Annotated in this window: 5 protein-coding genes; 3 read left to right on the forward strand and 2 right to left on the reverse strand. The window is 53.6% G+C overall.

The genetic code is table 11. The features are described from left to right. Positions 1-3: 3 nt before the first annotated feature. A complete protein-coding gene (locus tag R3I13_RS18765) occupies positions 4-3,219 on the reverse strand; it encodes a TonB-dependent receptor (protein WP_346319497.1) in 3,216 nt (1,071 codons plus the stop codon). Between the two features lie 350 nt (positions 3,220-3,569). Between R3I13_RS18765 and R3I13_RS18770 the strand changes: the two genes are divergently transcribed. Further along, positions 3,570-4,772, forward strand: coding sequence for a bifunctional 3,4-dihydroxy-2-butanone-4-phosphate synthase/GTP cyclohydrolase II (locus R3I13_RS18770; RefSeq protein WP_346319719.1), 1,203 nt, complete (start codon positions 3,570-3,572; stop codon positions 4,770-4,772). A gap of 173 nt (positions 4,773-4,945) precedes the next feature. On the opposite strand, the gene R3I13_RS18775 is transcribed toward R3I13_RS18770, so the two are convergent. Continuing rightward, positions 4,946-9,748 (reverse strand): translocation/assembly module TamB domain-containing protein, encoded by a 4,803-nt coding sequence (locus tag R3I13_RS18775; protein ID WP_346319498.1) that lies wholly within the window; start codon positions 9,746-9,748, stop codon positions 4,946-4,948. Positions 9,749-10,292: 544 nt separating this feature from the next. Here R3I13_RS18775 and R3I13_RS18780 point away from each other — a divergent pair. Both R3I13_RS18780 and R3I13_RS18785 read left to right on the forward strand, forming a co-directional pair. Further along, entirely contained in the window at positions 10,293-13,532 is a 3,240-nt protein-coding gene (locus R3I13_RS18780; protein ID WP_346319499.1) for a SusC/RagA family TonB-linked outer membrane protein, read from the forward strand. A gap of 20 nt (positions 13,533-13,552) precedes the next feature. Further along, a complete protein-coding gene (locus R3I13_RS18785) occupies positions 13,553-15,133 on the forward strand; it encodes a RagB/SusD family nutrient uptake outer membrane protein (RefSeq protein WP_346319500.1) in 1,581 nt (526 codons plus the stop codon). Positions 15,134-15,143 lie beyond the last annotated feature (10 nt).

Here is a 15,143-nt window from a genome sequence, read left to right on the forward strand (position 1 = left end):
CGTTTAGAAGCTGTACCTCACACCCAGCTGGCCACGCCAGCGGGCGGTAAAGTTATTCACGAAGTAAGGCGTCATTTTACCGTCTGTATCGTTCAGACGGGTTTTGTCGTATTGGAATATAGGTGTACCTCCGCTGTTGCTTCTGAAGGTGATGGGAGTGGCCACATTATTTGTGATGAAGTGGGAACGACCCCATTTATTATTCAGGAGATTACCAACGTTCATGATATCGAAAGTGATATCCACCTTGTGTTGTTTGATGATGGGAATGGTTTGCACCAATTTGAAGTCAAACACATGCTCGAAGGGGGTTCTCACGGCGTATTTATCTGCGCGCTGGCCCCTGTGAGAGTTCAGGTATTTGTCGCTCTTGATCAGCTCTTCCAGGTCTGTGCGTTGTTCTGCTTCGCTGCGGGTATATTCTACAGCGCCGGTGATAGCGTTTCTTTTGGTGATCACGTCGAAACGCATTGTGGTTACTTCAGCTGCAGTGGGGATGTATACCAGGTCGTTGTTGCCGCTGCCGCCCAGGTCGTCCCCGGTGGGGTCTGTGTTGTTGAAGTATACCCAGGTATAAGGCGTGCCGGACTGGCCATTATAGAACAGGCCCACGGAAGTAGCCCATTGTTTCTGGCTGCCGTAACGGAAAGCCTTGGTAACCGCACCAAATACACGGTGGCCCATGCGGTATTTAGAGTAACCGAGGTCCAGGTTGTTCAGGCCATTCACGTTCGGTGGAAAACGCCAGTTAGAGTTGGCGGTAGAAGAAGTACCGTCGTTGAGAGATTTGGCTTCGCCAAAAGAGTAACCCACTTTGGCGAACAGTCCGTTGGAAGTGGTTTTGGTGAACTCTGCAGAGAGGTTATAAGTATATCCCTCGCTGGTATTCTCCAGCAGCAGAACTTGCTCGAAACCCGAAGGCGTGGTCTTTTTCCTCCAGGTAGGCCTGGTATCCTGGCCGCCAAGGGTGAAGGTGTTACCAGTGAGCTCGGTGGCGAGGTTGGTCCAGATCACATTGTTGATGGTCTTAGAGTAGTTCAGTTCCAACGTACCGATCACGCCCCAGGGCAGCTGCTGATCGAGTGCCAGGTTGGTTTTGAACGTTTGCGGGAACTTAAAGTTCTCATCCGTCAGGTTGATGGCAGAAGCGCGTTGGGATACTGAAATGCCCATGGCCTGCAGGTTTTTTACACTGTACTGGCCGTAGAACGGATCGTTTTTATCGAAGCGCATCCTGAAGCTGGCAGGCAATGCGGCATTATTCAGGTTTACAACGGTATAGAGGTTACCGGTGTTGTTGTATTGGTTGGAGATCCACACGAAAGGCACGCGGCTGGTAAAGATACCTACGCCGCCACGGATCTGCGTTTTGCCGTTGTTCATTACGTCCCAGTTAAAACCTACGCGGGGAGCCCAGAGCAGTTTGGATTTGGGCAACACGTCTGTAGAATAACCTGGGAATTCTTTTGCAAATGTTTCGTTCTTCGACGGATCGGTGGGGAATATCGGCATGTCTACACGCAAACCATAGGTAAGCCGGAAGTTCTGGGTCACATCCCATTCGTCCTGTGCGTACAGGCCCAGCTGTGCGGCTTTGAAAGTAACGCCATCGCGTGCCAGGGTATCGTTTGTAGTATAAGTGATCTGGTACTGGGTAGGCTTGCCATCGTTCAGGAAGTCGTTCAGCGACCCGAAGGTATAAGCGCCGAATGCACCCTGCATGAAGTCGTTCTTCATGTTGTAGATGTCGTTGCTGGTACCGATGGTGATCGTGTGCTTGCCCCTGTAGAGGGTTACGTTATCTGTGATGGTGATAATGTTCTGTTTCAGCGCGTTCACCTGTGAGCTGAATTCGCTGCCCACGTTGTACGTAGTGCCGGGATCGTTGATGCGCACGTTGGTAAAAGGATCGCCGTTATATTGGCGGTTATCTCTAACAATATTCAGACCGATACGCAGCTCGTTGCTAAGCCTGTTGGAAAAGATGGAGTTCAGTTCCAGCGTAGTAGAGTTAGTTTTGGAAGGGAAGCTGTAGTAGCTGTTATAGAAATATGCTGCGTCCCTGGAACGGCTGGTGCCCGCTACATTGGATGCTTCGCTGTAGCTGTGGCGCAGAGTCAGTTTATGGACGCTGCTGATGTTCCAGTCTATGCGACCCAGGATGTTCGTATTGGTGAATTCTTTTTCCTGCGCGGTATAACCACCCAAATCCACACCCCAGGTATTTTTCACCTTATCTGAAATCGCTTTCAGCTGTGCTTCGGTGTAGTTGGTGGTGCCGGTGCCAGGATCAGCCGGGTTGAAATCGATCGGAGAGGTGCGCTCTACTCTTTCGGCATTCAGGTAAAAGAACAATTTATTCTTGATGATCGGGCCGCCGAGGCCGATACCGTATGTATTGCTGTTAAATTTGCCATATTTCAGCTTGGCCGCATTGGGGCTTTCACCTACGAAGTTCCTGTTCTGGTAAAGGAAGTAAGCCGCGCCATGGAAATCGTTGGTACCGCTTTTGGTGATAGCATTTATGCCGCCGCCCGCGAAACCGCTCTGTTTCACGTCGTAAGGGTTCAATACCACTTGTATCTGCTCGATGGCTTCGATGGAGATCGGGTTGCCGCTTGCCTGGCCGCCATTGGTACCGGAGGCCGCAAGGCCGAACACGTCGTTAGCCATGGCGCCATCTACCGCGAACTGGTTGTAGCGGTTATTCTGGCCGCCGAAGGAAATACCCAGGGGAGAGCCGTCTGAGCCGCTGCTATAGGAAGTGGCCTGCGCGCTGAGACGGGCAAAATCCTGCACGCTGCGGGTAACGGTAGGCAGGTTCTCGATCTGGGCGCGGGAAATGTTCACCGCGGTACCGCTGTTATTGGGGTTGATGATACCGCCGCGCTGGCCCGAAACAGTCACTTCTTTGAGCTGCTGGGAACCGCTTTCGAGGGTGGCATCCAGTTTATAAAATACGCCGAGCTTCAGCTGAACGTCGTTGAACGTTTGCGCTGTATAGCCGATAAAAGATACCTCCACGCGGTAAGGACCGCCAGCCCTCATGTTGGGGATGGTATAGCGGCCGTCAGGCTGGGTGGTGGTTCCGTAAACAGTTCCGGAAGGAAGGTGTGTCGCTTTTACAGTGGCGCCGGGAAGTCCCTGCGTTGCGTCTTTGATGGTTCCGTTAAGACCGCTGGTGGTCACCTGCGCCGAAGCCACAGCGATTCCCAGCATGCATAGGCATGTAGTGAGTAACTTTTTAAATCCCATAACAAACTATTTGATGATCCTGCAAAGATGATGAAATATGCTTTTCGAACTTTAACTTGAAATTAACAAATTGTTACATGTTAGCCATTTTGCAGTTATGAGCGGTTAGATTTTGATTTCTTCCCTGTAATAACTGTTTTCAGGACCGAATTGTTTATCATTAACAGTAGAATTTTCAATAATTCGAATTAAAATAAATATAATATGACAAGTTATCCACAGTTACCCAAAGGGTAGCGCCCAACGGCCATGCCCCAAAACCTCAACTTTATGTGCTAACTTTGCACATCTTTTATACTAACGAGGAACATATTATGCTGGATACCATCGAATCCGCCATTGAGGATATAAAACAGGGGAAACTGGTTATTGTAGTGGATGATGAAGACCGCGAAAACGAGGGGGATTTTATCACGGCTGCACGCAACGTAACACCGGAGATCATTAATTTCATGAGCACGCACGGCAGGGGCCTCATTTGCGCCCCGCTCGTTGAGGAGCGCTGCGAAGAGCTGGGCCTGGAGCTCATGGTAAGAGATAATACCGCCCTGCACCAGACGCCGTTCACCATTTCGGTGGACCTCCTGGGCCATGGCTGCACCACCGGCATTTCCGCCCACGACCGCGCCAAGACCGTCCAGGCGCTGATCAATCCCGATACCCGCCCGGAAGAACTGGGCAAGCCCGGTCATATTTTCCCGCTGAAGGCCAAAAAAGGCGGGGTGCTGCGCCGTACCGGCCACACCGAAGCCACCATAGACCTGGCCCGCCTGGCAGGTTTCGAGCCGGCAGGGGTGCTGGTAGAGATCATGAATGAGGACGGCTCTATGGCCCGCCTCCCCGAGCTCCGCGAAATAGCCCGCAAATTCAATCTGAAACTGGTTTCCATCAAAGACCTGATAGAATACCGCCTCCGTACGGAATCGCTCATTGAAGAAGAAGTGCGGGTGCAGATGCCCACCAAATACGGCAATTTTGAGTTGGTAGCCTTCAAGCAGGTGAACTCCGGCGATATGCATATGGCGCTCAAAAAAGGCGACTGGAACCAGGCAGACCCGGTACTGGTGCGCGTGCACTCCAGCTGCTTTACCGGCGACATCCTGCATTCCCTCCGCTGCGACTGCGGCGAGCAGCTCCAGGCTGCCATGCAGATGGTGGAAAAAGAAGGCAAAGGACTCATCCTCTACATGAACCAGGAAGGCCGCGGCATCGGTCTCATGAACAAACTGAAGGCCTACAAGCTCCAGGAAGAAGGGAAAGACACCGTGGAAGCGAACCTGGAACTGGGTTTCGGCATGGACGAGCGGGACTATGGCGTTGGCGCGCAGATCCTCCGCCACCTGAACGTTACCAAGATGCGCCTGATCACCAACAACCCGCGCAAACGCGCCGGCCTGAAGGGCTACGGCCTGGAAGTGGTGGAAAACGTGCCCATCGAGGTATCGCCCAACCCGCACAACGAGTTCTACCTCAAAACCAAGCGCGATAAGCTGGGGCATGAGATATTGAAAGGATAACTCAACTTTTTAATGATATGCGAAGCCGCTTCCGATGGGAGCGGCTTTTTTTATCGGATGGGAAATAGGAGCCATATTCATTTAAACTTTTAGGTTTAAATGAAGCCGATTATTTTAATACTATAGTATTAAAATGTAAAGAGCATCGGAAGAAGAAACTTGGGAAATACAGTTTACTTTGATGGCCCTTTACCCGTATCCGCCGGTACAGCATTCACACTATCCTCTTTCGCCCGGCGCGCTGCGGCGGCGCGGTTGGTGCTGTCTGCAATGCGGCGGATGCGTTTGTCGCTGAACAGTTCGGAAAGTTTGTTGTAGTCGCGCACGTAGGAGAGGCCCAGGCCGCTGCGGGTACGGTTGTCGAAGCTGTAGGCGTCGTAGTCGGTTTTGCTGAAGGCGTTGATGCGCACGCGGCCGTCGGGGCTGAGCAGGTACTCTACCCTGAAGTCTCCCGCGAAGTTCTGCGACGATGAGGTGGCGCTCACCCTTCCCCAGTCATAATCGCCGCCTACGTACACGCGGATGCGGTTGTTGTAGAAGGTTTTCGTGATGCCGGTGCTCACCAGGTTCCTGTCGTAGCTGCTGCTGGCGCTGTTATTGAAGTTATAGGCCGTATAGTTCACGTTGAAGCCGATGCCGGCGTTCTTCAGGAACGTGTTGGAAAAGTTGTTGAGGATGGCGGAGGCTTGCGCGCTCAAAGCCTGGCCCACGCTGTTTTTGCCGGTGATGGCCACGTTGGCGGAACCGTCTGGCGGCTGGAACTGGCCGGTGGCCAGCAGGTAGCTGATCTGGTACAGGGCCTTGTTCTGGTCCTGGTTGATCTCTTTCAGCTGGCTGGCAATACCGCTCTCATAAGCCAGGGAACCCACTTCCGGCAGGGTGATCTCGTAAGTGATGGTGGGCTGCATGAGGGAATTGCGCAGGTACAGCAGGATGTCTACCCGCTCTGAACGGCTCAGCACATCCTGGTTGCTGGCGTTGGTGTTGCCCGTGACGGCGGCGGTGCTGAGGTTGTAAAGGCTCACCTTGGGCAGGCTGTATTTGGCGGTGATGTTCACTTTAGCGTCCACGGGATCGCCGTTCCAGGTGATGGTGCTGTTCTTGTCGATGTCGAATTTCCAGCTGGCGAGGCGCTGGAAGCTGAAGTTATATGTCCCGGTGTTGATGGTGTAATTGCCGTACATCGTGAAATCCCCGTCCAGGTTCACGTTGATGGTAAGGGCGCCGGTGCCGTTCGCGGAAATGATATCGTTGGTGGCGGCGTTGATGATCACGTCTATCTGCGCATCAGGATTGGCGGCGATGTCCATCTTTACGTTCAGCTTAACATTGCTCTTTTTCTTCGGTTCTTCTACTACTTTCCCGTATTGTTTGAAGGTGATGTATTCGTGTTTGCCGATGTCTTTGCTGTCAGACAGCGGGAGGTAGAAGTGCGTGCCGCTCAGTGGGCGGGCCAGCACGCGCAGCTGCAGGTTGTCCATGGGCCCGGTGAAATACACCCTGCCCTGGGCGATCACGTCGCCGTAATACAGGTTGTTGTCTGCCGCACCGGTATTGAGGAAGAGGAATTTCTGCGACTGTACGTCAAACTCGAAATTCATCTTCGAGAAGTTCTGGTGGCTGATGAAACCATTCACGGTGGCCTGGTTCTTAAACTTATCGATCATCGTGAAGGGATACATTTCTATCAGGTTGTCGTCCATGTTATGCACATGCAGCAGGGGTATTTTGTAATACGTGCCCAGGTAATTCACTTTCATGCCGATGTTCTGCACCTTCACATTCCCGCGGAAGGAGGGTTTATCGGTAGTGCCGGTAACGGTCAGCTGGCCGGTGGCGGAGCCTGTCAGCTCGCTCACATAATCGCCGAGGTATTTATCCAGCAGGCTGATGGATGCATTGTTGAGGTTGGTGGAGGCATTCACCACGCGGTTGCTGTCGCTCACGCCCACGGTGCCTTTGGCGTTGAAGCTGGCCAGCGAGTTGTCTGACTGCACATCGAACTGCACTTCGCCGATGCGGCTGTCGTAACCGCCCTTAAGGTTCACCAGGCCGATGGAATCGTTGTCTATGCGCAGTTGTGTGGTTTTGATATCGGCATCCACCTGCAGGTTGTTGAAAGGGTCATGCACGTTGATGTTGCCGTTGGCAAGGCCTTCTATGAGCGTATTGGTAATGCCGGCGGGGATGATGTCTGCCAGGTTCAGGTCTTTCAGCGCAATGCGGAAAGTGGATTCATCAGGATTGAACTCGTTGGTGCTGATAGTGATGCTCTGGTCGTTCCGCGAAATGCGCAGGTTGTTCACCGTCAGGAAGTGAGTGCTCCAATAGACCTCGTTGCCGGGCGTCATGCTCCACTGCTTGCCGTTCACCGTAAAGCTGCTGTTGAGGAAGTTCACCTTCACGCCATCTCCCACCGTGATCACGCGGGCGTAGAACCCGTCCAGGGAAGTGGTGTCTTCCGCTTTCAGGTCCAGCTTAATGAAAGACGTATCCCTGCCGGAACTCGCCACGATAAGGGGATTGGTGAATATGGTGCTGTCGTTGTACAGTACGTTGCCGAGACTGGTGCTCACATTGATCTTCGAGAAATCACCGTTGGCTTTCAGCAGCAGGTTGCGCACGCCAAATTCGTTGTAGGCGGCGTAAGGCACGGCTGCGTTGAGCGTCACCTGCCCGCTGAGCGTGTTTAGCGCGCCGGACACCTGGGTGCCGTTCAGCCCTTTCACCTCATCGGTAAAGGCCCGTATGAGCTTGTCTACCTGGCCAAATTCGAAGGAGAACGTGAAGTCCTGCCCGGCATTGGCCGCGGGCGGGCTTTTGAAGTAGCTCGGGTAATATTTGTTGAGGAAAAGTTTGAAGGCATTGGGCAGTTCCATGAAACTGTAAGAGCCCTGTACGTAACCGTTCACTTCGTTCCCCTGGATGCGCAGGGTCTTCAGGTTGTTTTCGGTGCGGGTGGAAACGGATAATGAGTCGAACTCCACGCGGCTCTTGTTCTTGAACAGCGAAAGGTCGTACAGGCGGGCAGTGCCGTCGAAGTTGTCTATGTTGCTGCCGGCGAAGTTCAGGTCTGCTTTGGCCTGGAGGGTAATGGAATCTTCTGTGAGGTGCAGGGCCTTGAGGTCGCTGTAGCGCACTTCGGAATAGAAGTTGAATATGGGCAGGCGGCTGTTGAAGTCGATGGTACCGGCAAAATCCATGTCCAGGTTGGGATCGGCGGCGGTGAGGGAACCGTTGAAGAACTTGCGGTTCATTTCACCGGCGGCCTTCAGGTTCTGGTAATCGTACCCATACAGCCCGATCTTCTGGATATCCGCATCCACGGAGGCTTTGAGGGTTTTAAAGTTGAAGCCTTCGCCTTTTACTTTGGCTTTCAGGCTGGCGGTGGTCACCAGGCCGGTGTTCAGCAGGGTGCCAAGCTGGAAGTTATAGGTGGTGAGGTTCCCGGAATATACGGGCACGTCTTTATTGGTCTTGAAGTTCAGGTCGGAATCGAGGTTGCCGAGGTTGGTCTGGAATTTTCCGTAAGCCACGAAGTCGTGCACGAACCCGGAGAACGATCCCTGGAAAGCGAGGCTGGTGATGAGGTCGGTGCGCACCTGCGGGATGTCTTTCAGCATGGGAAAGAACTGCCGGAGGTCCTGCCCGCTGGTCACCAGTTCTTTCGCGGTGAAATCGATGAAGGTTTCATTGATATCCGGCAGGCCGCGCATGTCTGCCGTGCCTTTCAGCCGGGTATGGTTGCCGCCTTTGATGTCGAGGCTGTCGCCGGAAAGATTGCTCACAGGACCGTCTACCCGCCCGTTGATCTTCAGCTCCGTGTCCCAGGTGGAAAGCGGCGGCGCGAAATAAGCAATGTCTTCCGAAGCCAGCCGGGTATCTTTGAACCTGGCGCGCATGATCACGTTGTTCACGTAGTCGTTCATGTCGCCCAGGTCCTCGTATTGCATGGTGTAATAATCGCGGATGTGGCTGTTGTTGGTGCGCAGGTCCAGGTTGCTGAATTCCATTTCCACGGGACTCATTTTGAACCGGCTCTTCAGTGATCTCACTTCAAACCCGCTACGCTCTTTGGTGCTGAGCGCCAGGTCCGCGTAAATGCTGTCTTTCACCAGGCTGCTGTTCGTAATGCTGAGGTTGATGTTGCCGAAGCGGATGCGCGAGGGGTCGAACTCCCCGGGTGTGCTGGGCACGGTGTCGCTGAGGTTGTTCACGCCCAGCAGTCCGTCTTTGATGGTCATAGACTTCACGACCAGCTTCCAGTTGTCCGCATTCCAGCGCAGGGGCACGGGTTTGAGGGAATCTGCCTCCGGTTTGGGCAAGGCTACGGACGGCGGCCGTTTTTTGCGCAATGGGCTGGCGGCGTAGCTGGAGATAATGAACTCCGGCCTGTCCAGCGACAGCTCGTTGATGTGCACGTCGTGCGCGCGGAGGTCCAGCCGGTTGGCGTCCAGGTAAATGCGGTTGGCCGCCACCTGCATGTCTTCGCCCACCCATGCGTCGATGATATTGAATTTCACCCGGCGAAGGTCCACCCGTTTGAGGTCGAGGGAAATGCCGGATTGTTTTTTGGTGGCGGGCTGAGGGGAGGGGCTTCCGCCGAATTCATTCACGATGAACTGGTAGTTCCAGAGCGAATCATTGCGCGGGCGCACGAGGTTGATCAGCGCGTCTTCCAGGCCGATGAATTTCAGCACGGGCTTATCCTGTATAAAAAACCAGTCTGTAATGCGCACCTGGAGCGCGCCGGCGTAGAGGATGGTATCTTTATGGCGGTCTTCGATGAGGGCGCCTTCGAGGCGCATGCTGTTGAAGAGGCGGAAATTGACGTGTTTGATCTCCACGCGCGTTTGCAGCTGTTTAGACAGGCGCGCGGTCACTTCCCGCACGAGCAGGTTTTGTACGGCGGGGATATTGATGAGGATACTGACCAACAGTACCAGTCCCAGCAGGCTCAGCAGGGTGATGGTCAATATTTTACGTACTTTTCTCAGGGAACAGCATTATTTATCCGACAAAAATAGTCATTCGCAAAATGTTTGCCAATTGAATCTGGTCTTGCTGCATAATGCGGTGCCAGGCAGGCGTTCCAGTTCAGTGTAGCCTGCACTGTGAGTACCTTCCCGGGCCATCTCCCGCATAGATCCCGTCATAGCAGTAAAAAGTTCTATTTATTAAATTGTCATTACAGTGTCATGGGCTATCCTGCCGGCAGGTAGTAAATTAACTCAAACCCGTATGATTTTATTGTGAAAATTCCTGCTCTTCATATTTGCTAAAATATAGGCTGCATAAGCAGTTGATAGCTACCAGGTAGTGCCCGGGGCCGGCTGTTTTTTTACCATGTAGCACAAGTTCCCGTAATTGTCTGCGGATTATCATGATTATAATACCGCAGTTTTAACAAATTTTTAGAGTTTATACCTTTCGTTTGATAGTTTGTAATGATAAGCGACTCTTTTTAATTGGACAGGGACTAGATCAACCACCGTTTTATATTTTATCAATTCAATTTCTATGACCAGAAAGCTACTCTTTTTGTTGGTCATCCTCATGGGGATGGTGTATTCCGCCATGTCACAGGATCGAAAAGTATCCGGCACTGTTAAGGACAGTAAGGGCGATGCGCTGCCAGGCGTATCTGTCCGGGAAGCCGGAACATCCAACGGAACCGCGTCTGACGTGACCGGTAAATTCACACTTACATTAAAAGGTAACAACCCGGTGCTGGAACTCACTTTCCTGGGTTATGCCAAAACCACCATCAAAGTTGACGGGCGGGCAACCTACAACATTGTGCTGCAGACGGACGCGCAGCAGCTGAAAGATGTGGTGATCACGGGTTACGAGCTGAAGAAGCGCAAAACGCTGACCACTTCCGTGACCCGCCTGGATGCTGAAGAGATCCAGAACATTCCCGCTGCCAGCGTGGTGAACCTGCTGCAGGGCAGGGTGGCCGGTTTGTCAGTAGTGAACAACGGCGGCATGCCCGGCGTTGGCGCGCCCGTGTTCATCAGGGGGAATGCCAGCGTGGCTTCCAGCTTCAACGACGACCGTATTTTCTCTGATCCGCTGTTTGTGGTGGACGGTATCCAGGTGCCGGCGGACCGCGCATCAGCCAAGGGTTTCACGGCCAACGCCCTCGGTACGGGCAACAGTCCTATCTCCTGGCTGAACCCGAACGACATTGAATCCATCGACGTGTTAAAAGATGCCGCCGCCGCCGCTGTATATGGTTCCCGCGGCGCCAACGGCGTTATCATCATCAAAACAAAGACCGCCAAAACCGGCAAACCGAAGATCGACCTGCGCGCTTACAACGGCATCAATTTCGCGCCTTCGCTGTTCCCCATCCTGGGCGGTAAAGCAGAGCGCGACGCGAAAGTTGACATCTGGAACCGATTTGCGCCGTATGATGCAAGAATGAGCGGCATGCCCATCCAGATGACGGATTCCCTCAACCCCTTCTTCAACAACTCTACCGACTGGCAGAGCATGTATTTCCGCACCGGCAGGATACAGAACTACGACGCCAGCATTTCAGCCGGCAACGACATGGGTAATTACCGCATCGGCGGCGGTTATTACAGTGAAGACGGCATCGTGATCAACACCGGCTTCAAACGCTACACGGCCAACTTCACCGGCCGTTTGCTGCCCAACAAAAAGACGACCATCGTGATGCAGACCTACCTGGGCCGTACGGACCGCAGCCGCGGCAACAGCAAGAACGGCCAGGGGATCAGCTCACAGGGCATCTGGAGCATCCCTTCCTCTACCTATATGATCCCGGACAAAAGCCCTTACGGCGGCGGCATGCTGGATGCGTACCGGCTGAACAGGGACAAGAACTTCACCAATACCGTGAACACCAGCCTGCAGCTGATGTACGCCATCACGCCGGAGGTGATATTCACGTCCACCGGCTCATTGAGCTATGCGAACGACAAGCGCGATTATTTCTTCGCTTCCGTAGCCAACAACAACTCTTCCGACGCGGGGCAGTACAATGCGCTCAGCAATGCGTATACCTGGACCAACCAATTGTCCTGGAACCATTACACCAGGAACAACGACCACAACTTCGGCGCGTTCCTCGTACAGGAGTTCAACAAGAACACCATCGAGGCCACGCGGATAGATGCGAAGGGAGGTTCATCAGACAACATACAGATCGTGCAGGGCTTCAGTCCCAGCAGAACCAGTACCACGACCGGTTATGGCGCCAACGCCACTTCTTCCGTGCTGGGTAAGGTGAACTACGGGTTCCGCGAAAAATATCTTATAGATGCGTCTCTCCGCGCGGATGGTTCTTCCAAACTTTCACCGAACAAAAGATGGGGTTATTTCCCCACCGTGTCTGCCGCATGGCGCATTGCCGAAGAGCAATGGGTAAAAGACAACCTGCCCTGGCTGGACGAAGCGAAAGTGCGCCTCAGTTGGGGTAAGACCGCTAACCAGTACGTGGAGAACTTCGCCAGCGTAAGCTCGCTGAATGCCAATGCAGGCGGTTTCAATGAACCTTCCTACACTTACGTGAGCAGCTATGGCGGTACGAAAGTAGCCGTGCAGAATTTTAACCAGATGCAGAACCTCGACCTGCAATGGGAATATTCAGACCAGACGAACCTTGGTATCGAGCTGAGCGCGCTGAAGAACCGTGTCAGCCTGATCGGCGATTTCTACCAGCGTTATACCGAAGGCGGCACTTACGATGAGCAGCTGCCTACCAGTTCCGGCTACAGCATCATCAAACGCAATGGCATAGACATGCTGAACAAAGGGTTCGAACTGACGCTGATGGTTAAAGTGACAGAAGATAAAAGTCCTGTAGGCTGGACCACCCGCTTCATGCTGGCGCGCAACACCACGCAGGTGGCCAAGCTGCCCAACAACAACCGTCCGTTTATGCTGGACAACGTGACCATGGTGAAAGTGGGCTCTGCCCCCTATGGCTTCGTGTTCATGGTAAACGACGGCGTATGGCAGAGCAACAGCGAAGTGCCGGTTGATCCCTTCACCGGTAAAAAACTGTACTTCGATTACGGGTATCTCCCTTACCGCGAAGGCGCGCCCCGCTTCCTGGACCTGAACGGCGATTACAAGATCAATGACCTGAACGGCGACGGCGCCCGCGAAGTGAACGACCGCACCTGGGTGGGCGATCCTACCCCGAAGATAGAAGGCGGCTGGGTGAATACCGTTTCCTGGAAAGGTTTTACGCTGGACCTGATGTTCAACTTCCGCTGGGGTGTGAAAGTGGTGAACTCCGCTTTACAACGTTACTGGAACTCTACCAAGGTAGTGGGCGGCTACAACCCGAACTACACCACCTTCGATTACTTCAACGGCAACTCGCTGGACTGGGGCGGCATTCCTCCCATGAGCGAATTTGATATCTATGGTTTCGCCCCCGGCGACCGCGGCGGCAAAGACGCGCGTTTCCCCACGCTGGATTACTGGACCGGTTCCATACAAACGTTCTGGAACATTTACGACTATAAGAGCGCATTCGTGGAAGACGCTTCTTTCCTGCGCCTGAAGAACGTGATGCTGAGCTACAACCTACCCAGCAAGTTCCTCAAACGCTTCGGCATCGAGCGCGTAATGGCATATGGCAACACGGAGAACGTGTTCATCCTTACCAAATACTCAGGCCGCGATCCTGAAGCGATCGAGTTCCCCTCCGGCTACGACCGTGGCAGGAACTACCCGCTGAGCCGCAAAATGACACTGGGCCTGAATGTTACCTTCTAATCAGTTTTAAAAGTAAGAGTATGAAAAGAGGAATATATTATGTGATGCTTTGCCTGGTGGGCTTCTCCGTGCTGTCGTGCAACAAGCAGCTGGAGATCAACCCGATCGACCAGATACCCGACGCCACTTTCTGGTCCGCAGAAAGGGACCTCGACGGCGCTGTGGCCGGGGCTTATGCGCTGCTGCGCAAAACCCTGTCTGAAAGCCCGAAGAACAACAACGACGACAACGGTTACCACCCGCGTTTTTATATGTATGGCGACCGCCGCGCGTCCAACTTCATGGCCGTAGGGCAGGACCCCATCCGTGCCAATATCGATAACGATATCAAAGTGAATCGCTTGCGCTCCGTACTGGGCGGCACCCGCCAGTGGGAAGACATACTGTTCAACTGGGCGGCTTTTTACCAGGTGATCGAACAATGCAATATCGTGCTGGAAAACGCGCACCGTGTGCCGGACAACCAGTTCATCAGGTACAACCGCGACCTGTATGTGGCTGAAGCCCGCTTTATCCGCGCCTTTACTTATTTCTACATCGTGCGCGTATGGGGCAATGTGCCTTTAGTCACCAAATCCAAGACCACGGACAAGCTGGGCCGTACCGATATGAACGCCGTGCTCGATTTCGTGGATGCAGAGCTGAAAGCAGCTGAGGCAAATCTCCCGCTGCAGTACCCTGAAACAGGCCGCAACGCATTCCGCGCCACGAAAGGCACCGCATACGCAACCCTCGCGCACAGCCTTGCCTGGCGGCATAAAGACGCTGAAGCCATTACCTGGGCCACCAAAGTGATAGACGGCGGCGTGTACAAGCTCATAAAAGACACCAAGCCCGCACCCGGCGGCAGCATTGTGAACCCGCTGTACCGCACTATCTGGAAAGGCCGCACCGTAGAAGGCATTTTCGAGATCGACTTCGACGCGGCTACCGGCGAATACGGCAGGAATGGCTCCCTGGCAAACATGACGCTCTTCGGCGGCGTGTACTCCACCAGGTCGCAGCCCTACTGGTCGCCCGCCTATATGAAAGTAGACCCGGCCAATGGCAACCGCGCCATTACCCGCATCTCCGATCCGAAAATGATCTATCCTGACAGCACGAAAGACGAACGTTTCCTTACACTGCTGGCCAGCCCGGTATCAGCTACCGTAGGGCAAACCTATGTGTTCGCCAAATACGGCTACGCCGTAGACCCCGTGGCTAACCTGTTCGATGCCAACATCGTGATCTTCCGCATGGCAGACATCATCCTGCTGCGCGCCGAATGCTACGCCCGCCAGCAGAACTATACCGCCGCCAGGGCAGACCTGAACACCATCCGCCAAAGGGTGTGGCTGGACAACTGGACCGGCGCAGATGCAGACCTTTACCTCGAAATATTCAGGGAACGCAGCCGCGAGTTGCTGGGCGAAGGCCATTATTTCTATGACCTCGTAAGAACCGGGTTCATCACCGATCCGGATTATAACAAAATTCCCACCAGGCCCGATATGACCCAGACGGACTTTGACGAAGGAGCATGGACCTGGCCCGTATCACAACGAGCCTTTACCGACAATCCCAACATGGAGCAGTTACGTTACTGGCAACGTTATTAATCTTTAAAAT

Source organism: Chitinophaga sp. YIM B06452, assembly GCF_039655965.1.
Taxonomy (GTDB): Bacteria; Bacteroidota; Bacteroidia; order Chitinophagales; family Chitinophagaceae; genus Chitinophaga.